The sequence below is a fragment of the Pedobacter psychrodurus genome, from assembly GCF_032678585.1.
In the GTDB taxonomy this organism is placed as follows: domain Bacteria; phylum Bacteroidota; class Bacteroidia; order Sphingobacteriales; family Sphingobacteriaceae; genus Pedobacter; species Pedobacter psychrodurus_A.
In genome coordinates this window covers 19,964-39,607 of sequence record NZ_JAVTSN010000060.1, presented here as the reverse complement: position 1 = coordinate 39,607, position 19,644 = coordinate 19,964, and the positions used below count along the sequence as shown (strand labels likewise).

At 38.9% G+C, this 19,644-nt stretch carries 17 protein-coding genes and 1 tRNA gene; 14 read left to right on the top strand and 4 right to left on the bottom strand.

Features of this window, described 5'->3' with window-relative positions; all coding sequences use genetic code 11:
• Positions 1 to 205 precede the first annotated feature (205 nt).
• The 3 genes from R2S57_RS27075 to R2S57_RS27065 are packed head-to-tail and all read left to right on the top strand — an operon-like array spanning position 206 to position 3,248.
• On the top strand, positions 206 to 1,432 hold the full coding sequence (locus tag R2S57_RS27075) for a condensation domain-containing protein (RefSeq protein ID WP_316848043.1): 1,227 nt from the start codon (positions 206 to 208) through the stop codon (positions 1,430 to 1,432).
• A 42-nt stretch (positions 1,433 to 1,474) separates the two neighbouring features.
• A complete protein-coding gene (locus R2S57_RS27070) occupies positions 1,475 to 2,743 on the top strand; it encodes a hypothetical protein (protein ID WP_316848042.1) in 1,269 nt (422 codons plus the stop codon).
• Entirely contained in the window at positions 2,736 to 3,248 is a 513-nt protein-coding gene (locus R2S57_RS27065; RefSeq protein ID WP_316848041.1) for a hypothetical protein, read from the top strand. The genes R2S57_RS27070 and R2S57_RS27065 overlap by 8 nt, the downstream gene beginning before the upstream one ends.
• A gap of 507 nt (positions 3,249 to 3,755) precedes the next feature.
• Here the strand turns inward: R2S57_RS27065 and R2S57_RS27060 are convergent.
• On the bottom strand, positions 3,756 to 5,909 hold the full coding sequence (locus R2S57_RS27060) for a hypothetical protein (RefSeq protein WP_316848040.1): 2,154 nt from the start codon (positions 5,907 to 5,909) through the stop codon (positions 3,756 to 3,758).
• 92 nt (positions 5,910 to 6,001) lie between these two features.
• On the opposite strand from R2S57_RS27060, the gene R2S57_RS27055 reads away from it, so the two are divergent.
• Positions 6,002 to 6,838, top strand: coding sequence for an alpha/beta hydrolase (locus R2S57_RS27055; RefSeq protein WP_316848039.1), 837 nt, complete (start codon positions 6,002 to 6,004; stop codon positions 6,836 to 6,838).
• 24 nt (positions 6,839 to 6,862) lie between these two features.
• On the opposite strand, the gene R2S57_RS27050 is transcribed toward R2S57_RS27055, so the two are convergent.
• The gene (locus R2S57_RS27050) at positions 6,863 to 7,600 is read right to left on the bottom strand and encodes a response regulator (RefSeq protein WP_316848038.1); all 738 of its coding nucleotides are present in this window, start codon (positions 7,598 to 7,600) and stop codon (positions 6,863 to 6,865) included.
• A 33-nt stretch (positions 7,601 to 7,633) separates the two neighbouring features.
• A complete protein-coding gene (locus tag R2S57_RS27045; protein WP_316848037.1) occupies positions 7,634 to 8,329 on the bottom strand; it encodes a LytTR family DNA-binding domain-containing protein in 696 nt (231 codons plus the stop codon).
• A 250-nt stretch (positions 8,330 to 8,579) separates the two neighbouring features.
• Here R2S57_RS27045 and R2S57_RS27040 point away from each other — a divergent pair, with 250 nt between their 5' ends.
• The 6 genes from R2S57_RS27040 to R2S57_RS27015 all read left to right on the top strand — a co-directional run bounded on the left by R2S57_RS27040 (position 8,580) and on the right by R2S57_RS27015 (position 14,822).
• Positions 8,580 to 9,200 carry a hypothetical protein gene (locus tag R2S57_RS27040; protein WP_316848036.1) on the top strand — a complete coding sequence of 207 codons (621 nt, stop codon included), beginning with the start codon at positions 8,580 to 8,582 and terminating at the stop codon, positions 9,198 to 9,200.
• A 135-nt stretch (positions 9,201 to 9,335) separates the two neighbouring features.
• Entirely contained in the window at positions 9,336 to 10,685 is a 1,350-nt protein-coding gene (locus R2S57_RS27035) for a M28 family metallopeptidase (protein WP_316848035.1), read from the top strand.
• Positions 10,686 to 10,729: 44 nt separating this feature from the next.
• On the top strand, positions 10,730 to 11,203 hold the full coding sequence (locus tag R2S57_RS27030) for a TspO/MBR family protein (protein ID WP_316848034.1): 474 nt from the start codon (positions 10,730 to 10,732) through the stop codon (positions 11,201 to 11,203).
• Positions 11,204 to 11,252: 49 nt separating this feature from the next.
• On the top strand, positions 11,253 to 13,550 hold the full coding sequence (locus R2S57_RS27025) for a patatin-like phospholipase family protein (RefSeq protein WP_316848033.1): 2,298 nt from the start codon (positions 11,253 to 11,255) through the stop codon (positions 13,548 to 13,550).
• Positions 13,547 to 14,077, top strand: coding sequence for a hypothetical protein (locus R2S57_RS27020; protein ID WP_316848032.1), 531 nt, complete (start codon positions 13,547 to 13,549; stop codon positions 14,075 to 14,077). Before R2S57_RS27025 ends, R2S57_RS27020 begins: the two co-directional genes overlap by 4 nt.
• Positions 14,078 to 14,252: 175 nt before the next feature.
• Positions 14,253 to 14,822, top strand: a complete 570-nt coding sequence (locus tag R2S57_RS27015) for a 2'-5' RNA ligase family protein (RefSeq protein WP_316848031.1) — start codon at positions 14,253 to 14,255, stop codon at positions 14,820 to 14,822.
• Here the strand turns inward: R2S57_RS27015 and R2S57_RS27010 are convergent, their stop codons facing one another.
• Entirely contained in the window at positions 14,823 to 17,252 is a 2,430-nt protein-coding gene (locus R2S57_RS27010; protein ID WP_316848030.1) for a BamA/TamA family outer membrane protein, read from the bottom strand.
• Between R2S57_RS27010 and R2S57_RS27005 the strand changes: the two genes are divergently transcribed.
• The 4 genes from R2S57_RS27005 to R2S57_RS26990 all read left to right on the top strand — a co-directional run bounded on the left by R2S57_RS27005 (position 17,237) and on the right by R2S57_RS26990 (position 19,627).
• The gene (locus R2S57_RS27005) at positions 17,237 to 17,983 is read left to right on the top strand and encodes an RNA methyltransferase (RefSeq protein WP_316848029.1); all 747 of its coding nucleotides are present in this window, start codon (positions 17,237 to 17,239) and stop codon (positions 17,981 to 17,983) included. The genes R2S57_RS27010 and R2S57_RS27005 overlap by 16 nt on opposite strands.
• 70 nt (positions 17,984 to 18,053) lie before the next feature.
• Positions 18,054 to 18,127 (top strand) — tRNA-Cys (locus R2S57_RS27000).
• A gap of 34 nt (positions 18,128 to 18,161) precedes the next feature.
• On the top strand, positions 18,162 to 18,332 hold the full coding sequence (locus tag R2S57_RS26995; protein WP_010602219.1) for a hypothetical protein: 171 nt from the start codon (positions 18,162 to 18,164) through the stop codon (positions 18,330 to 18,332).
• A gap of 257 nt (positions 18,333 to 18,589) precedes the next feature.
• Positions 18,590 to 19,627, top strand: coding sequence for an aldehyde reductase (locus R2S57_RS26990; protein WP_316848028.1), 1,038 nt, complete (start codon positions 18,590 to 18,592; stop codon positions 19,625 to 19,627).
• Positions 19,628 to 19,644: the final 17 nt, after the last annotated feature.

The following is a 19,644-nucleotide window of genomic DNA, read 5'->3' as shown; positions in this document are numbered from 1 at the left end:
AAGCTTCGGGACAGGATATTGAGCGCATAAAAATAACTTTAAGAGTTGTCATCATTGCGAGGAGGCTTTTTACCATAGGTCGTCATTTCGAGCGGAGTGCAACGCAGTCGAGAAATCTATCGCGCATAGATCTCTCCATTTCGCTGCGCTTCAGTCGAGATGACGAACCACATATAATATTAATAAATGAAAAGAAAACTGCTATTTGGCGAAAGAATGTTTATACGGGGACGGGAAAAGCCCTTTTAACATTGTTATACCTTTCAAAATCAAGGGAGAGATTAAAGAAGATGATTTAAGGTTTGCCTTATTCAGGATCCAGAAAAAGCACCCCTGGTTAACCGCAGCAATTCGTATCGACGAAGATAAAAGGCCTTGGTTTGTAACCAACCTCACCGAAGATTTTAAAATACCTGTTCGTATGGTAAACCGCGTTGATGACAACCATTGGGCACAGGAATCTATTTCCGAGTGGAAAACTGTTTTTGATGCCACAAACGCGCCACTATGCCGCATGGTATGGATTAAAGGAAAAGAAGTATCTGAATTTCTGATGGTTTACCACCATTGCCTTTGCGATGGCACTGCAGCACTTTCCATTTTAACCGAACTGCTTCAGCTTCTGGATGAGCCTGATACCGATATCGGCCGGGAAATTCCGATTATGGGCGTGGAAGATGTAATTCCTGAAAAAGTATTGAACAGTTACCGCAACCGGACTAAAAACGGACTCATCGGTAAAATTGCTACGCTTGCACTTTGGATCATCCCAATTAAAAAAGTAGCGGTAGAGCGCAAAAATGATTTTATGATCAACTGGAAACTCGGTCAGGACTTTACCAAACAGATCATCCAGTTCTGTAAAGCCAACCAGTTTACCGTAAATACACTATTAAGTGCCGCTGTTTTAACTGCTTTTAAAGAGGTAAGAAAAGAAAAAGCATTTAATAAAATATCACTTCCTGTCGACATCCGAAACTTCAATCCGATCATTAAAAAAGACCACATTTTTGCCTTCGGATTAATGATTGTGCTTTCCTTATTGCCGGAAAAAGACTTTTTAGAGAACGCTAAAGCCTTGCAAAAATATGTGAACGATAAATCTTCGAAACTCAACCCCTATAGCTTAATGATGATGATGGAAGCCTGCCATCCGGCACTTAAAAACTTCACCAACTTTTTAAAATATGGAAAATCGAGCAACGACTGTATGTTTTCCAACCTGGGTAAAATCGATATTCCTTACCAGTATCAAAACTTTCAAGTTGAAACCATATTCAGTCCTTCGGTAATGGGCCCGTTGGGCAATACCACCACGATGATCGCCTCTACCTATCGCAACCAAATGGATTTTACTTTTGTAGCCAGCGAAGGTTATGTGCCTTTTGTAGAAGCAGAGGCCATAATAAGAAAGGGTAATCGATATTCTTAAAGCTCAGGTAGAGCAGCCCCTCGAAATTTTAAGCACAACCGCATGAAAAGAAGATTAATTTTAGGAGAAAGGATCATGCATGTGGATGCTAAAACACCACTAAACTGTGTTTTCGGCGCCAAAATTTCAGGCAAAATTAATGAAGACAACCTGCACAAAGCATTACTTAAAATCCAGCAGAAACACCCACTGTTGCAGATGAATATCGATGCTACAGGCAAAACACCGTATTTCGTACGGAACGAAAACATCGGTAAAATACCCGTACGGATTACCGATCGTTTAACAGATAACGATTGGTTAACACAATCAAAAACAGAGTGGTATAAACTTTTTGATAATCCGAACGAACCGCTCGCAAGATTGGTCTGGCTAAATGGCGAAACCGAATCAGATTTTCTGCTTGTTTTGCCACACTGTATCTGCGATGGCACCACGATATTAAATCTGATGCGCGAACTGATGACTTTGATGGACAATCCAGAAGAAGGACTTGCTCCCTACCCCTCATTTCTTTCCGTTCGCGATCTCTTGCCAGAAGATTTTGCCATCACCAAAGCAGGGCATTTTAAAGGAAAAATTTTTGCCACCCTTGGCCGTCTGTTTTTCTTTTTCAAATCTACTTCCAATAATAATGTAGACCGGAGCAATTACGCTGTACATTGGAAAATGAGTGCTGAGGATACCAAAAAGCTATTGGTAAAGTGTAAGGAAGAAAACACCACTGTTCATGCCGCAATCTGTGTAGCCTTTATGGAAGCTTTTAAACAGGTACAAGGTGTTAAAGCACATGGCAAGGTAATCTGTCCGGTCGATATCAGGCGTTTTGTTGAAGCCATTAAACAAGATACCATGTTTGCTTTTGCACCAATTGCAGAGTTAAAACTCGATCAGGCCGAAAGCAATTTCTGGACAAAAACCAGAAAATTAAAAACCGATCTGGAAGCAAAAATAGATGAAATGAAAGTTTATGATCTGTTGAGCATGAGCGAATATTTCCATTCATCGGTCAATAAAATGATTGGATATTTAAAAACAACCAAAGGTACGCATGATATTACACTCAGCAATATGGGGCTTTTAAATATCCCTAAAGACTATAAAACTTTTGCATTGGAAACAATATATAGCCCAACGGTTGCTTTCCCATGGAAAAATGCCAATACATTGGTGTGCAGCACTTTTAACGGGCAACTGGATTTCTCTTTTATGTCGAACGAATCGTTCCTTAGGGAATTTGAAGCCTGGCAGATAAAAGACAGCGTGATGGAACTGATTAAGGAAAATTTAAACGAATTGGCCAATGCCTGATGCTATAGAATACGATGATCAGACTAAGATTTCGAACTGGCGAAAGTTTGTGCGCAAAAACCTGCTGATACACCTTATACCGAACACAATACTAAATACTATTGTGCCTTATTTTGCTTTTAAAGCCCAAAATTCGGTACATTTATTTAGCGGCGAGCAAAATCTGGCCAGGTTTTTACTCCCGATGTCGTTATTGTTACCGTTCATGATTACCCTTGATATTTTGAAAAAAATAAAAGAACTGCAACATTCAGATGCCATTAATTATAAGATAGACGAAAAAATTACCGGCTATCCTTTTATCCTTAAAAAAGCAGGATTGAATGGTTTGTACAGCATTGCCATTGTATTTACCATGATGCTGGTATTGCATTTTTCTTTCCCTAAAAACCACGATTTCGGCATTACCCCTTCAGCGGTTTGTGCAGGATTATTGGCCGGTTTGTATTCGATTACTTTTTTTTATCTCGCAATCAGGAAGTTTAAATATGATGCTGTAACGTAATATCATGTTAAAAACAGTTGTCATTCTGAACGCAGTGAAGAATCTGCCCAATAAAAAATTACCATTCAAAAGATATAATAACTCCATCGCTCTGCTTTGTGGCCCTTTAAATACTAGAAAACTATAGCTACTTTTTACCTAAGAAACCAAGAAACATAGTTTTTATCTGTGTGCATCCTTTTCATCTGTGGTTAATATCCTAAACAAGCCTTCGTTAAATAGCCCTGATGGAAGTGGATCCCGATTTAAGCACTAGTTTTTACTTTTTATTTTGTGCTTGCTTGTTTCACAGGTTTCTTCGGGAGCAACGTACAGCAGGACGGAACCCAGCCTATACTTTACAGGCAATGCGCTCCAAAAAAATCAATAAACTTCACTTGGTAAAAAGATATTGCTGATAAAATTGCATTGTAAAGATCCTTCGACTACGCTCAGGATGACACAATGAATAAAATTTCTGTGTTTCATCGACCAGGGATTCTTCTTAGCGCTCAGAACGACGGTAAACTATTCCAACCAAATCATCTGTGTAAAAGCACCATTGGTGGCAATATCCCATGCCTCTACCCTAACCCACTTCCTACCTTTTAAATTTACAGGCCAACTGAATGTCTTTTTGCCAAAAGCCTCAGTCGTGTTTAAATTAATGCGATCGCGGTAAACCTTTACACCATCACCCGATACAATTTCGACAAAACTTAAAGGAAATGTCCAGTCGAGTTGCATATTGACCACAACTTTACCACTATTACCCATCTTTAATGTCTCACCCGCACCCTTTCCGTTAATATTAAAGGTTGGAATCAATACTTCACCTGTGGAAACAAAAAATTTACCTTTCCGCATGACATCCAAAACAGGTTGCCAGCCATCAGCATAATCCGGTACCTTATCCAATTGTAAATAATTTACATTTAAATGCGCATACATTTCATTCTGCTCGGTAATGGTAAAGATATCTGCTTCCGAAATAATATGTTTTTTTAAACCCCAATTGGCCATATCGTCCATCAGGTTTAATACCCTTTTACTTAAAGTGGGTAACGACAGATCGCCGGGAATGGCTTTCCATGCAGCGCCCATAAAGGTTTCAGATTTAAAAAAATCTTCTTCTTTATATTTATCCGGATAACCTGTTGAGGCTTTTGTTCTGGCATGTGCCGTCCACGCTAAACCATGTTCCTGTTCCAATAATTTGAGCATTTCTGCCTTATCATTTACACGGTAAACCTTGCCATATTTAGGCTCATTGCTTTCGAAAGGCTGATCACTTTTTCTCGACATGATCCAGTAAATCGGTTTAGGAAAAAATGCCAGCCAATGCCCGCCATAAAAATTATTGGCCTCTTCTCCCGGTAACAGCAGAAATTCAGGATCTGATAATCTTTTGGTTTGTTTAAAAAGCGCATCTAATTCTTTTAACCGTGTCGAATCCGGTCCTTTTGGATGACCAGGTCCATGAAACTCAGCCAGCTTCACAATATTCAAACCTGTTTTCTTTAGTACCTCCACAAACTCAGGTTTCTCCGGAACAGGTTTTCCACTCAACACCACATCTGAAATAAATTCATTGTGAAAATGACTGGCCATGGTTTTGTAACCCGCCAACGGAACATACGTATCGTTATGTGTAAACTTTTTCACTTCCGTTAAAGCAACATCTGCTTTGCCAGTACTCAATAAGCAGAAAAAATTAAGCCGCTGTTTGGTATTTGGTGGTGCATTAAACCAGGGAACATAACGTTTATCGCCTAAAGGATCCTGACGGATGCCAATTCCAAAATCAGGAATTAAATTCAAATAATTGCTGCCTTTCCACGTAAATTTAAGGTTAAAAGCTTCATCCAAAGAATAAAAATACTGGTGTGGTGCCGGGAAAAGCGCCAAAGTGCCACCAGGATTCTCACCAATAACGGTACGGTATTTTACCTCGAGGTTTTTACTTTGATCTGTTTTAACTCCCTTTTCACGCTGAAGATTTCCTTTAACGTCGCTCCAAACTACATTTGCCCAAATCTCCTTTTTACTTGTTAACCCGGCATCGTACAAAATGGCGGTCGAATCTCTTTCGGTTGATACTACTGCGGCCACATTAAATAATGGGCTTCCATTGTATAAAGTAATCTCTAAATCGCCCTTAAAAGGTTCACTCTGTATGCCCGCTATTTTCACAATGGTTTGTGCGCCATGTGTAGAAACACTAGCCTTTCCTTTTTCGAATTTTACCGCATTCGTGGTATAGGGTCTTGTGGGCACTCGATCGAAAAACACATCCCATCCACCGCTCGAAGGGCTTAAGGTACGTTTCCCAACACGCAAAACAAATGCAGGATCCAGATTGGCAGCCACTTCTTTAAAAGCGCCTTTTTTACCCATCAGCAAACTTTTAAATAACGGCTTGCTTTGATCGAGGTCTAAAACCATTTTACCAAATGTATTTTTACCCACTGGCCAGGTGAGCATCAGCTCCTTTTGATGGGTAGAAACCAGGGTTCCGTTTTGCTTAAAAGATTTTAAATTAACCTGACTTTGTGCATTTAAAAAGGAGCAACAGATGATTAACAACAAGGAAACAGCAATTTTCATAGGGAAATAATGATTTTTATTGGTTAGCAGATTAATGGCAAGATAATGATTATGAACAAAATATAACTTGTTCATTTAAAAACGCAGCGCTTTTTATTCATTATTTATTTTATTAAAAAAAATATAATAACATTGCTTAACTTGATATTCACTAAAAATCAATCAGCTTGCATCCTATACTCACCAGAAATAATGTAAAAGTCCTAGGCGAAGGCAGCCAGGTAATCATGTTTGCCCATGGCTTTGGCTGTGCGCAAAGCTCCTGGAAATTTATTACCGATGCTTTTTTGAAGGATTATAAAGTAATCTTATTCGATTATGTGGGTTCAGGCGACTCAGACATAAATCAATACGATAAGCAAAAATACGCCACATTAGAGGGTTACGCCTGTGATGTAATCGATATTATAGAAGCGCTCGAGTTAACTAGTATCATATTTGTTGGCCACTCGGTAAGCAGTATGATCGGCATGATTGCCGCACTACAAATTCCAGAAGCATTTAAAAAACTGATCTTTATTGGACCATCGCCAAGATATTTAAATGATGGCGATTATATTGGCGGATTTAATGCAAATGATATTGAAACTATATTTGAGCACATTGCCGAAGATTATGTAGGCTGGAGCAAGCAACTGGCACCTGTGGTTATGGATAATCCCTCAAGGCCAGAGCTATCAGATTTTTTACAGGAATGTTTTGAGGCAACAAATCCAAGTGTTGCGCTTGCCTTTGCAATGGCCACCTTTAAAGCTGATTACAGGGATAAATTAAATAATCTTGAAGTGCCAAGTCTTACCCTACAAAGTTCGAACGATATCATAGCACCATTATCGGCAGGTGAATTTATCCATAAAAACACGCCCGAAAATTTCCTGGTAGTGATGAAAGCTACAGGCCATTTTCCACATATTAGCGAGCCAGAAGAAACAATTAGGGAGATAAAAGATTTTATTGAGGAAATAAGTTTAAAATCAGCATCTGATCATCTGTATGCATCTTAAATGCAGCTAAATCAGACGACAACATTACTCTTCCAGAAACTCCTGAGCCTCTTCTTTAGCCTTTGTGCAGATGATTTTAATCAGCTCAATCCGATGCGCCAATTGCGCTTTCGATAAATCGTCATCTTCAATAGCTTGTAGGTGGGCACTTAGTTTTGCCCCTAAACCCATAATGTAAATGGTAGAACGCATTTTATGCGTTACATTTTTCAATTCATCAAATCTTTCATTATCCAAACAATCCGTTAACAGCATCAACTCGGCAGAAATCACTTCAATAAACTTACTGGTTACTTCACGTTCATAGTCCGTGTCGCCCATGCTCACTTCTTTCAGATAGCTTAAATCAATAACTTTAAACCTCTCAACACCAGTATTTCGGGAAGTATTTACAGTCAGTACATCAAATTGCGTGAGCACACCAACAAGTTCAATTTTGGAGATGGGTTTGGTAAAACAGCCATTCATCCTTATAGCAAAACATTTTGCTTTCACTTCTTCCACATCATCCCCGATAATGGCAACAATCGGAATATCCAAATCCCCTCTGATGGTTTCCACCAATTGATATCCGTCCATTTCAGTACTGTTTACATCAACCAATATCAGCTTAAATGTAAAATCATGAAGTTTTTTGAAGGCTGCGCCAGCATTTTCGGCTATATCAAAGCTTACATCATAGGCCTTTAGGTAAGCCGATAACAGTTTTTGATCTACAGGATTATCATCAACGATTAATACATCAATCGCTGTTCTTCCCATTTGAACATCTCTATTATTAGCCTCCATAAACCATTACAATATCTGCATTCTTTTATTCAAAACCGCTTTATAGGCATCAGATACCGGCACAAAATTTTGATGTATAATTAAGGTATTGCCTTCAACGGTATCTATTTTACCAACATTGACAATGAACGACCGGTGCACACGAATGAAAATATTGCCCGGCAGTTTATCCTCAATAGATTTTAAGGAAGAGTGAATGGAATATATTTTTTCATCCGAATAAATCTTTACATAATCGCCTTTTGCCTCCAGATAATTAATCTCATCCAGCTTGATGCGTCTAATTACCCCCGAATCTCTGATAAAAACAAAATCATCCTGATGGTTACCTAAAACCAAACTACTTAAGCTATAGATTTCTTTCGCCTTATTAATTGCTTTTAAAAACCGGTCGGGCGTTATTGGCTTGGTAATGAAATCGACAACATTTAAATCAAATGCAGTTACGGCATAATCCTTTTTCGAACTGATGAATATAATAAGCGGTCGTTTTTCGCTTAAACCCTTAACCAGTTCTATTCCTGATATCCCGGGCATTTCAATATCCAAGAGCAATAAATCTATCTTATGAATGGCTAAGTTTTGATAAGCTTCTGCAGCACTCTCACATTCGGCAATTAATTTTAGTGACGGATCAATCTGCAAAAGATGGCTCACCGTGCTTCTGGCAATCACATGGTCATCCACAATTAAACAATTCATCAATTTAGGGATTAGGGTAGTAAATAAAACTAAGCATAACGGCATCAATATTTTATCAAAAAAAATAATGAACAAAATGAATAAAATATATATTTGTAAAAAACCAATTCCATTTTCATCACGTATATACGCCCGTCCGTCTAGGATTTTTGCCTTTCTATCGCCTGGATATCATTCAAATAAGTAGATTAATGCTAATTTAATCAAATATTAAACAGAAATCATCACCATAAAAAAACAAGAGAATAAAATGAACAACATCAAAGCACTTGCACTTTCAGCACTAAGCATCCTATCGGTTTACACAGCGAAGGCACAAACTTTTAAAGAGCCTGTTGGCTATAAACTTAAAAATGGCATGAACATCATTATCTCAGAAAATGACCAGTCACCAAAAGCCTATTCGAGCTTTACATTGGATGCAAAAGCCTTCAACAATAAAAAAGATGGGGTAGTTGAATTATTGAATGCTGTGCTAAATGAAAATGTTGGTAAAAATGCTAACATCAGTTTTAACGACAATAGCGGAAAATTGGCTACCGCAAGTGCTGATCTGGATAAAGATTTAACAGCAATGGCTTCCCTGGTCCAAAATGCAACCATAGATCAAAATACGTTCAATACAGCTAAAGCGAAACTGCTGACCAGCTTAAAATTGCAGGATTATGATTACGATCAAACGGTGAACGAAAAATCGATTAACGCCTTAATCCTGGAAGATATTAAAAGTTTTTATAGCCAGATCTCTCCTGAAAAAACTTTTTTAACCATCGCTGGAGATGTAGAATTAAGTTCAGCCAAATCATCAGCTAAAAAAGCTTTTGGTAACTGGAGCAAAACCCAAGAAATTGCTTTAAATGTAGCAAAGTAATGATCAAACCAAACAACTGGGCCCTTTGATTAATTTCGAAGGGCTTTTTTATGCCCAAAATGTTACAGAAAACCGAATCCGACGGCTATCTTTTCGACATTTCATTCAATATATTCGCTTTCTAAATAATTTTTGATGAAAAAATTCTACAGCCTCCTGGTTATTACTTCAATAAGTTTAACTATTCAGGCACAAACTCTTGTTAACCGCAATACAGATATCGATAAAATGGTGAAGTCTGTAAATCAGGATTCATTGAAATCGTACATTACAAAAATGGTTGCTTTCGGCACAAGAAATACCTTAAGTGATATTAAAAGCAAAACAAAAGGAATTGGGGCAGCGAGAAATTGGGTAGTGAGCAAATTTAACCAATTTGCCAAACAGGGAGATGGCAGGCTTACCGCTTTTCTGGATACCACAACATTTAAACCAGATGGCAAAAGAGTAGATCAATCTACGCTTTTGGGCAACGCCGTGGCCATATTAAAAGGCACTGATGTTAACGATAAACGTGTTTATGTAGTGAGCGGTCACCTCGATAGCCGCGTTACCGACGTAATGAACAGAACCAGCGACGCACCTGGTGCTAACGACGATGGTAGTGGCGTAGCGGGCGTAATTGAAGCAGCAAGAATTATGAGCCAGTATAAATTTGCGGCGACTATAGTTTTTGTAGCTGTGAGTGGCGAAGAACAATCCTTACTGGGTTCGGGTTTTATGGCGGCAAAGGCAAAAAAAGAAAACTGGAATATTGATGCCATGTTGAACAATGATATGATCGGCAGCAACAACAGCAGTGAAACACAAATTATAGACAATACCAGGCTGCGTGTATTCAGCGAAGGTTTACCCAGCTTCGAATTGGATAAAAATGCAAAAAACATCCGTCAGTTTGGTTTAGAAAATGATGGCAAAAGCCGTCAACTGGCCAGATACGTCAAAGAAATCGGCGAACGTTATGTAGACCAGTTAGAAGTTAAATTAATTTACAGAAATGATAGGTTTCTTCGCGGGGGCGACCATACGCCCTTTGTAGAAAATGGTTTTACAGCCGTTCGTATTACCGAAATGAACGAAAATTTCGATCACCAGCACCAGGATCTTAGAACCGGGAAAGGCGTGAGATACGGCGATCTGCAAGAATTTATGGATTTCGAATACCTCCGTAAAAACACAGGTGTAAACATTGCGGTATTGGCCAACCTGGCAAAAGCACCTTCATCACCAACCGAGGTTAAAGTGGATGTAAAAAACCTGACTAATTCTACTTACTTATATTGGAAAGCCCCTGCTAATGGTACCGTAAAAGGCTATTATGTTTTGATGCGAGAAACCAGTAGTGCGGTTTGGGAGAAGAAATTTTTCACCTCTGCAACCGAACTGAGGTTACCGTATAGCAAAGACAATTATTTATTTGCCGTACAAAGCGTTGGCAATGACGACAATGAGAGTTTAGCTGTTGTTCCCGGTATTGGCCGATGACAAAACATTTAGGTTTTACCATTGTTTAAACTCAAATTTGCAGCATGAAATTTAAACCGGTAGCTTTTATAATTAATATAGCGATTACGCTTGGTGTTGGGGCATTAGGCGGATGGGCAACCTTTCAATCGGTTAAAACCTGGTATCCCACATTAAATAAACCCTCATTTAATCCTCCAAATTCACTTTTCCAGCCCGTTTGGACAACATTATATCTACTTATCGGGATTACGGCCTACCTCGTGTGGATAAGGCGCGATAAAATTGTTCATTTCCCGCGTACAGTTGCCATTTACCTCATCCAGTTGATCCTGAATTTAGGCTGGTCGTTTATTTTCTTCTACCGCCGTGAGGTTGGTTTCGCCCTGGCTGAAATCATTTTATTGCTCATTTTTATTGTGATAAATGGACTGATGTTCTATAAAATAAATAAATGGGCAGGTTATATATTCATCCCCTACTTTCTTTGGGTAAGTTTTGCAACAATTTTAACCTACAACATTTTCATTTTGAACTAATTTTAAAAGAAAACACCTATTTTTAGGGGTGGTAACTTTTAAAAGATTTTTGCTGATCCTCTTCGTTCTGTGCTGTAACCAATTGCAGGCACAAAAGGTGGGCCTTGTTTTTAGCGGTGGTGGCGCCAAAGGATTGGCCCATATCGGTACTTTAAAGGCCCTGGAAGAAAACCACATCCCGATCGATTACATTACCGGAACATCCATGGGTGGTATTGTGGGTGCCATGTATGCCGCCGGTTATAGTCCCGCGCAGATAGAAAAAATAGCTTTAAGCAGCGATTTTCAAAACTGGGTAAACGGCCGTTACACCAGTGATTATACCTACTATTTCCAGAAAAATGCACCAAATGCCTCCATGCTTACCGCAAAAGTGGCTATTGATACGGGTTTTCATTTTAGTTTCCGTTCTAACCTGATCAATGATATCCCCTTAAACTTCGCCTTTCTCGAACTTTTCTCGCAGGCATCGGCTGTTTCCAAAGATAATTTTGATAACCTTTTTGTACCCTTCCGCTGTATGGTGGCCGATGTGCTTTCGCAAAAAAGTATAACGGTAAGTAAAGGGAGTTTGGCTGAAGCCGTAAGGGCAACTATGACCGTTCCGATTATTTATCGCCCAATTAAACTGGATGGCAAATATGTGTTCGATGGCGGTTTGTACAACAATTTCCCTGCTGATGTAATGGAAAGAGATTTTAAGCCCGATTATGTAATTGGTGCCAATGTTTCGTCAAAAACTTATAATGAGTACCCAAAAAATATCGACGACCGTTTAATGAACCGTTTTTTGGTATATATGTTTCTTTCCAAATCGGATTCTACCATGATCGGCAAAAATGGCGTGTACATCCAACCCAATCTGGCTGGCTACAGCGTTACCAATTTTGCTCCGGTAGAAGACCTGATTAAAACAGGTTACGATGCTACGATGGCCGATATGCCAAGGATCAAGGCCCTGATCAGTAAAAGGGTAAGCGACGAAGAATTGGCTAAAAGAAGAGAAAAATTTAATGCAAGAAAACCAGATCTGAAATTTAGCAACATCATTGTATCAGGCGTAAACAATCAGCAAAAGAAATATGTAGAAAGGCTTTTTAAAAGCGACAAGAGTACATTCGACCTTCAGGATATCAGGCGTGGTTATTACAAACTGGTTGCCGATCAGACATTCGAAACCGTTTATCCTAAAATTTCCTATCAGGCCGCAACCGATAGTTATACCTTCGAAGTGGTAGCCCAACCGAAAAAAAGCTTCAAGTTAGAACTTGGTGGAAATATCTCTACAAGGCCCATTAGTAATGTTTTTCTGGGTGCCCAATACAATTACCTCGACAGAAAATCTTACACTTTTGGAACCAGTTTTTATTCAGGCCGTTTTTATGAGTCGGTACAGGTAAATGGCCGCGTAGATTATCCTACTAAATTACCACTATTTTTAGCTGCCGAACTCACCTATAACCACTGGAATTTTTACAATACCAGTCAGATTTTCATCGAAAATCCACGCCCGATTTACATCGAGCAATCAGACCGAAAAATTGACCTCATGATGGGTGTACCTTTAAATTACAACACCAAAATCGTATTACATTCCACATTCATCAACAATAATGACCGCTATAGCCCCAATAATACCTTCGCTGTAGGCGATCTGCTCGATCAAACCATTTTTAATGGTTTTAGGGGCTCTTTAAATCTCGAAAAAAATTCGCTAAACCGTAAACAGTATGCCAGCAGAGGCCAAAGCTTTTCGCTAAGCTTCAACTATACCACAGGCCGTGAAAATTATAATCCCGGTAATATTTTCCGAAACACCCCTGGTTTTGTGAACATTCCCGGCAGCAGTAATTTGCGCCAATGGGGAAGCATCAAACTCACACAGGAAAATTATTTTCTGCACATCAAAAAATATACATTGGGTTATATCGTAGAAGGAGTGATCTCTAACCAGCCTTTATTTAGCAACTACTACGCTACGCTTTTAACCGCTCCGGCTTTTTATCCTTTACAGGATAGCAGATCGTTATTTCTGGATAAGTTTAGGGCTACAACCTATGCAGCAGGCGGCATCAAAAACATTTATAATGTTAAAAAAAATCTTGATTTTAGATTGGAAGGTTATTTATTTTTACCACACAAAGAATTCGAGCTGAATAATTTCCAAGATGTAGATTACGCTAAAGCCATTACAAAAATACGTTATGCAGGCACTGCAGGTCTGGTTTATCACTCCCCGCTAGGTCCTGTAAGTTTAAGTTATAATTTATATAATGATGCAGTTAAAAGAAATGGCGTATTATTGCATATCGGTTATTTAATTTACAATAAACGTTCTATCGAATGAAACGAATCTTACTCCTGTTATCGCTATGTTTAATCGGTTTCCTGGGCGCAGCACAAACCGCAGCCATTAATAATTTTCTGGTAAAAGAGAATCTGCTTAAGAACAACAAATTGGCCATTATAGCGGCCGATTCGCTGAACAATCCCAACGAGAATATCAATGGCACCTATACCTTCAGTGTAAGCGGATTTACCCAAATATTAAAGTTTAACGATGGTATAGCCGTGCTGCCTCTGCCCATAGATAAATCTACCTTCGTTTATATTAAACACCAAAACGATACAGGCACACACAGCAAACTGGTGTATGTATACAAAAAAGACACTGATTTAAGTCCGTATGCGATAAACAGTTTATGGCTTTTTATCATTCCGATTGCACTCATTATTATCGCTTTTGCCTTCCGTAAACTCATCATTTTTGTGGTGATTATATTTTTGGTATTTGTGTATTTCAACCATAGCAACGGACTAAACCTTTCTACCTTTTTCGAAAGTATTTTTGATGGATTGAAGAATCTCGTCTGAGAAAACGTTGTCAACTTTAGGCTCACGCTCGTTTCAAACGAGTGTGTATATAATTAATCGTTTTTAACGATTAAAACGATACACTCGTTTATCTATTTCAATGCTGGTTTTAAAACGAACACAAGCACAACTGATAATAATTTGTTTTTACTAATATTTTTAGTAAATTCACCTCATGGAAAATCTATTTTTAGTGTGTTTGGTCCCTCCTGTTTCTATAGTAGAAGACATTGATGAGATCAGAAATTACATTTCAGAAAAATTTAATGTCTACGAATCATTAAAAAGGCCCGCGCATATCACGCTATTTCCTCCTGTTAAGTTATCTTCACATGAGGCTGAAAAAAGATTCTTTAAAGCGCTTGAGGATGCCGCTTTCGGTACTCCATTTACACAGGTACTCAGAAACTTTAATTCATTTCATGAAAAAACATTTTATCTGGATGTGGAGCAGAATGAGGAGCTGATGAACCTGGAAAAACAGATTGCAAAAGCATTACAGCCATTAGAACTGATCGGGAAAAAAGAAAAATTCAATCCACATCTAACTTTGGCTTTCAGGGATATAAAACCACCTGTTTTTCAACAGCTTTTAGCCGAATTTAAAGACAGAAAGTTCAAGCGTGAGTTCCTTGTTTCTTCGTTCTCGGTGTACAAACACATGGATAAAAGATGGCAACCCTTTAAGGAATTCACACTTAAAGATCCAGCTACGAAACCTAAAACATTAAGCCTTTTCGATTGATTAAAAGGGCATACCAATACCGAAGTTGTACTGCACAAAACGGTAAGTATCAGGAATGTGGGTTGAATTATAATTGTCTTTAAATTCTCTTGCCCCAGAGAACAACTTACTGATTACCCATTGATCCGAACCTGTAAACTGAGGGTCTTTAAGTTTCAATCCCACATCGAACCTAAATACAAAATATTGCACATCATATCTTAACCCAAAACCAGTACCGATAGCGAGTTGCTGAATAAATTTATTTAACTTAAATATTGTCTGTTCATCTCGCTCAGGCACTTCATACGCAATAGATTCACCTTTCCGTAAATTCCATACGTTACCGGCGTCAATAAACGCAGCCCCCTTTAAGGTTGCCCCAAAAAACTTTTTGGCCAGGGTAAAACGGTATTCAAAGTTGGTTTCAATACGCATCGTTCCAATTTGATCGAGGCCAAAAAGTGCCCTCCTTAAAGTATCAGTCGCTAAAATACCCCTATTATAATTCCCCGGACCAATTGTCCTGGCCTGCCAGGCCCTTACCCCACTTGACCCTCCTGCAAAAAACTGTTTCTCGAAAGGAATTCCTGAAGATACCGAGTTGCCATAAGCATAGGCAACACCAGCATTTAAACGTGCAACAAACTGTCTTTCACCGCCCAAATGTTTGTACCACCTGATATCTACTTCCGGACGGGTATATTGGTTAAAAGGCAAGCCTAAGATTTTTGCCGGTTCACCATTAGCAGGATCACTTTTAGCACCGGTTAACTTAGATATGCCCTGCAACATATTACCTGCAATATCCATCCCTGCCCTTAAATAAACAAAAGACCTAAACTCGTTCAGCTTATTCGCATTTAAGGTATAGGTATACTTCATGCCTAATGTTAAATCCTTACGGCCAAGCAAAGTAGAATAATAAAGATTATTTAATATGGTATTTTTATCTAAACCAGGATCCAGATTTCCAAAACGGTACTCAAAATTTAAAGGTGTAAAAGAGTGGAGTTTAGATTTTGTTTCCACCCAATCGTATGTAATGGAATTAATAAAAATCCTCCTTACCGAAATATCCTTTTGTAAGGCATATATGTAACTGCTCGAAAACGTAGTGTGCGGCATTCCGTTACCACCCAAAACCGGATTATAAAAAGGGATCATCAACCTCGGCACGGTAATACTGGCGCTGATCGAAAAATCCCGCTGATAGATGTCGCTAAAAACTTTGGCTCCATTACCAATCCGCGATTGCAAACCACCTTTAACCTGCAGCTCGAACCGTTCGGCTCCCCGAAAGAGGTTGTTATTGGTATAGGTATTACTGATGTTAAATCCTACCGTACCACCATTAAATGGTACCTCGCCCTCCACACGGTTACTCATTACTTTTTGTGGGATCAGCTGAATTACCGCATTTACCTTATTTGAAGTGCTGTCTCTTCTAAAATAATCAATCTTCACATTTTTAAAAATATTCAGCTCGTATAAACGATCGTAAGTAAGGTTCTCGTTGCGGATATCATAAAGCTCACCTTGCTTCAAAAAGTCGTACCGCACGATAGGATTACGCCTGTACCGCTTAGAGAAATCGGTAAAGATGATCCCGTTTACGGTATCCTTGCTCAATTTATAGCGCACCGAATCTGGAAAACCATCTGGGTTTGGCGCAATAATCATATGCGTGTATCCAATATTAAACTGTTTATGCGGCCCTTCAGCCGGGTCGGTCACATTCAAGTTCAAATCAATTTTATTGGTTTTAGAGCTCGCTTCTGCACCATAAACATCAAAATTTACATAAGGTCTTAAAAAATAGAAATAACCATTCTCTTTCATGATCCGGTAAATCTGTTCGCGCTCATAAGTTAGCGAGTCCTCATCATATTGCATGCCTTTGTGCAAATGTGTGATATTCGCCTTATTCGATTCGTAAAGGCTTTTAATACTTCCATTCGCAATGGAATCGCTTAGTTTATCTATAAAATAAGCTGGTCCCGGTTTAGCGCTAAAAATAACTTCTGCCTTTTTATCAGCCACTTTTATCGCAGCGGTAACTTCAGCCTGGCGGTAACCTTTACTCTTTAAAAACTTCTGTATCTGGGTTCTCGAAATTTCGACCAAAGTACTGTCCAGAATGGCAGGCGGTGTGCCAAAAGGTTTAATATCACTGGTTTTGTACCGGCCATCTTTGGTATTGAAAAAATTGTACAAGGGTACATTAATACTCAGTTTTGAAGCCGGCCTAAGATCTTTCTGAACGTAATTGTAAGCCTGCTCTTCAAATTTCGCATCTACGCTGTCAATAGTTACCTTTTTCACTATCGATTGATAGTCGGCAATGTATTTAGTTGATGAACAGGCCTGAATTAAGACAATAATAAATAGTAATATTGCAGTGCTTTTCAGTTTAATATTTATTGAGTTTTGGTATGCTTTCAAAATCACAGATTAGTTTTATAAAGTCGTTACATCAAAAAAAATACCGTAAAGAACATGGTTTATTTATTGTTGAAGGTATAAAATCCATAAAAGAGTTTATTCAGTCAAGCTTCCAGATCCATACCCTATTTTACAACAGCGAACAATACAATTTGTTACCCAAATTGCCTGCAAATATAAACTTATTTGAAGTAAAGAACGCTGAATTAGACAAGATTAGTACGCTTCAAACGCCACAAGGCTTTTTAGCATTGGTCCACATCCCCAAAAACATCACATTAGACCTCAAAACTTTAAAAAATCAGTTCACTTTAGTATTAGATGGTGTTCAGGATCCGGGAAATATGGGCACTATAATTAGAACTGCAGATTGGTTTGGCATTAAAAACATCATCTGTTCTGCCGATTGCGTAGAAGTATTCAACCCCAAAACCGTACAGGCTACGATGGGATCTTTAGCAAGGGTAAATGTTTACGAAGCCGATTTACCGGCATTATTAACAGAAAATACCATCCCCGTATTTGGCGCATTGTTAGATGGCGAATCGATTTACAAAACCCAGTGGGGAGCTGAAGGATTGGTGATTTTGGGCAATGAAGGAAAAGGAATATCACCAGAGGTGATCAAAAAAATAAATAAACCGGTAACTATCCCCAGGATTGGGGAAGCAGAATCGTTAAACGTGGCCGTAAGTGCTGCAATCTTTTGCGCTGAGTTAGTGCGAGTTCGAAATTAAAACGAATTTTATTGAGATATTATTTGCGGACTAACTAATAATTGCTATTTTTGCAGCCTTGAATTTAAAAGGTCGAGTGGCCGAGTGGCTAGGCAGAGGTCTGCAAAACCTTCTACAGCGGTTCGAATCCGCTCTCGACCTCCATTTGTACAAATAAAATAATTAAAAGGTTATTACCATGGCAGTTACCAGATTAAAAAGAAAAGACAGAAGAAATAAAAATACAGCTCACCAAGAGGTAGCATTTTTAAAAAGAGCAACTAACATCGAGTTAGGAAGCCGCTCTGCACAACCTAAAAACGATCAATTGGCTAAAAACAATGCTGTTTTAGCTGGTTTAGCAAAATAGTTTTTAGAAATTTCTTCTTAAAAGATTTAAAGCATCCTTCTGATCAAAGGATGCTTTTTTTGTGCTTTCATTTTTCTCGCACACCATTCTGGTTGTAGGCTTCTGACCATTAAGAAGTTTAGGTCATTAAGTTTTCCCGCCCCTGAACCACCATAATCTTTACCTCATCCCTGAGCTTTTCAACAAATCAATATTGGACCTCACAACAAAACGCAACATCTCCTGAATACCGATCTTTGTGTATAAAATTTTAAGAGATGACAAATTCAGATCAAAACCCACTGGTTTTAGTAACCGGAGGAACCGGTTTTGTGGGCATACATTGCATTTTACAGTTGCTGGAAAAAGGATATCGGGTAAGAACAACGGTCCGTTCGCTATCCAGAAAAGATGAGGTAACCGAAATGTTAAAAAACGGTGGAATAAACTCCTTTGAAAAGCTTTCTTTCATCGAAACCGACTTATCAAACGATAACAACTGGGATAAAGCTGCCGAAAACTGCGATTATATTTTACACGTTGCTTCCCCTATTTCCTTATCGCTCCCAAAAACCGAAGACGAAACCATCAAACCTGCAATAGAAGGTACCCTAAGGGTATTAAATGCGGCCAAAAAAGCAGGTGTAAAAAGAGTAGTGATCACCTCCTCATTTGCAGCGGTTGGCTATAGCCATAAAGATGGCAGCTTTATCACAGAAAAAGATTGGACCAATCCTGACGACAAACACTTGTCGGCCTACCTAAAATCAAAAGTATTGGCGGAGCGCGCAGCATGGGACTTTATAAAAACCCAGGGCGAAGGCTTAGAATTAGCTGTAATCAATCCGATGGCGATTTTCGGGCCGTTACTAAGCCATAAACTTTCAAGTGGCCACGACCTCTTAAACAGGATGTTCGACGGATCGATGAAAGCCATTCCGCAGATCACTTTAGGCATTGTAGACGTAAGAGACGTGGCCGATCTGCATATCCGTGCCATGACCGATAAAAATGCCGGCGGCCACCGCTTTTTAGCCTTATCTGGCGGTACACTTTCCCTTCCTGAAATTGCTTTACTCATCAAAGAGAAAATGGGCATCAAAAACATTGTAACGAGGGTGGCTCCAAACTGGCTGATCAGGTTAATTGCACTTTACAATCCGGGAGCAAGAAATATTGTTCCGCAATTGGGAAGAATAAAAAATGCGAGCAATGAAAAAGCACGTACAATATTAAACTGGAAACCCAGAAGCAACGAAGAGGCCGTAACATCGGCCATAACCAGTATGATCAAATTCGGGGTGATCAAAAAATAATTTGTTTTAACATGATA

Excerpts from the sequence above, each read along its gene's own strand:
- R2S57_RS27045 (WP_316848037.1), bottom strand. The coding sequence starts at position 8,329 with ATGAATTGTTTAATTGTGGATGACCATGTGATTGCCAGAAGCACGGTG.
- R2S57_RS27070 (WP_316848042.1), top strand. The coding sequence starts at position 1,475 with ATGAAAAGAAGATTAATTTTAGGAGAAAGGATCATGCATGTGGATGCT.
- R2S57_RS27040 (WP_316848036.1), top strand. The coding sequence starts at position 8,580 with ATGAACAACATCAAAGCACTTGCACTTTCAGCACTAAGCATCCTATCG.
- R2S57_RS27035 (WP_316848035.1), top strand. The coding sequence starts at position 9,336 with ATGAAAAAATTCTACAGCCTCCTGGTTATTACTTCAATAAGTTTAACT.
- R2S57_RS27015 (WP_316848031.1), top strand. The coding sequence starts at position 14,253 with ATGGAAAATCTATTTTTAGTGTGTTTGGTCCCTCCTGTTTCTATAGTA.
- R2S57_RS26995 (WP_010602219.1), top strand. The coding sequence starts at position 18,162 with ATGGCAGTTACCAGATTAAAAAGAAAAGACAGAAGAAATAAAAATACA.
- R2S57_RS27030 (WP_316848034.1), top strand. The coding sequence starts at position 10,730 with ATGAAATTTAAACCGGTAGCTTTTATAATTAATATAGCGATTACGCTT.
- R2S57_RS27060 (WP_316848040.1), bottom strand. The coding sequence starts at position 5,909 with ATGAACAAGTTATATTTTGTTCATAATCATTATCTTGCCATTAATCTG.
- R2S57_RS27050 (WP_316848038.1), bottom strand. The coding sequence starts at position 7,600 with ATGGGAAGAACAGCGATTGATGTATTAATCGTTGATGATAATCCTGTA.
- R2S57_RS26990 (WP_316848028.1), top strand. The coding sequence starts at position 18,590 with ATGACAAATTCAGATCAAAACCCACTGGTTTTAGTAACCGGAGGAACC.
- R2S57_RS27005 (WP_316848029.1), top strand. The coding sequence starts at position 17,237 with ATGCTTTCAAAATCACAGATTAGTTTTATAAAGTCGTTACATCAAAAA.
- R2S57_RS27020 (WP_316848032.1), top strand. The coding sequence starts at position 13,547 with ATGAAACGAATCTTACTCCTGTTATCGCTATGTTTAATCGGTTTCCTG.
- R2S57_RS27065 (WP_316848041.1), top strand. The coding sequence starts at position 2,736 with ATGCCTGATGCTATAGAATACGATGATCAGACTAAGATTTCGAACTGG.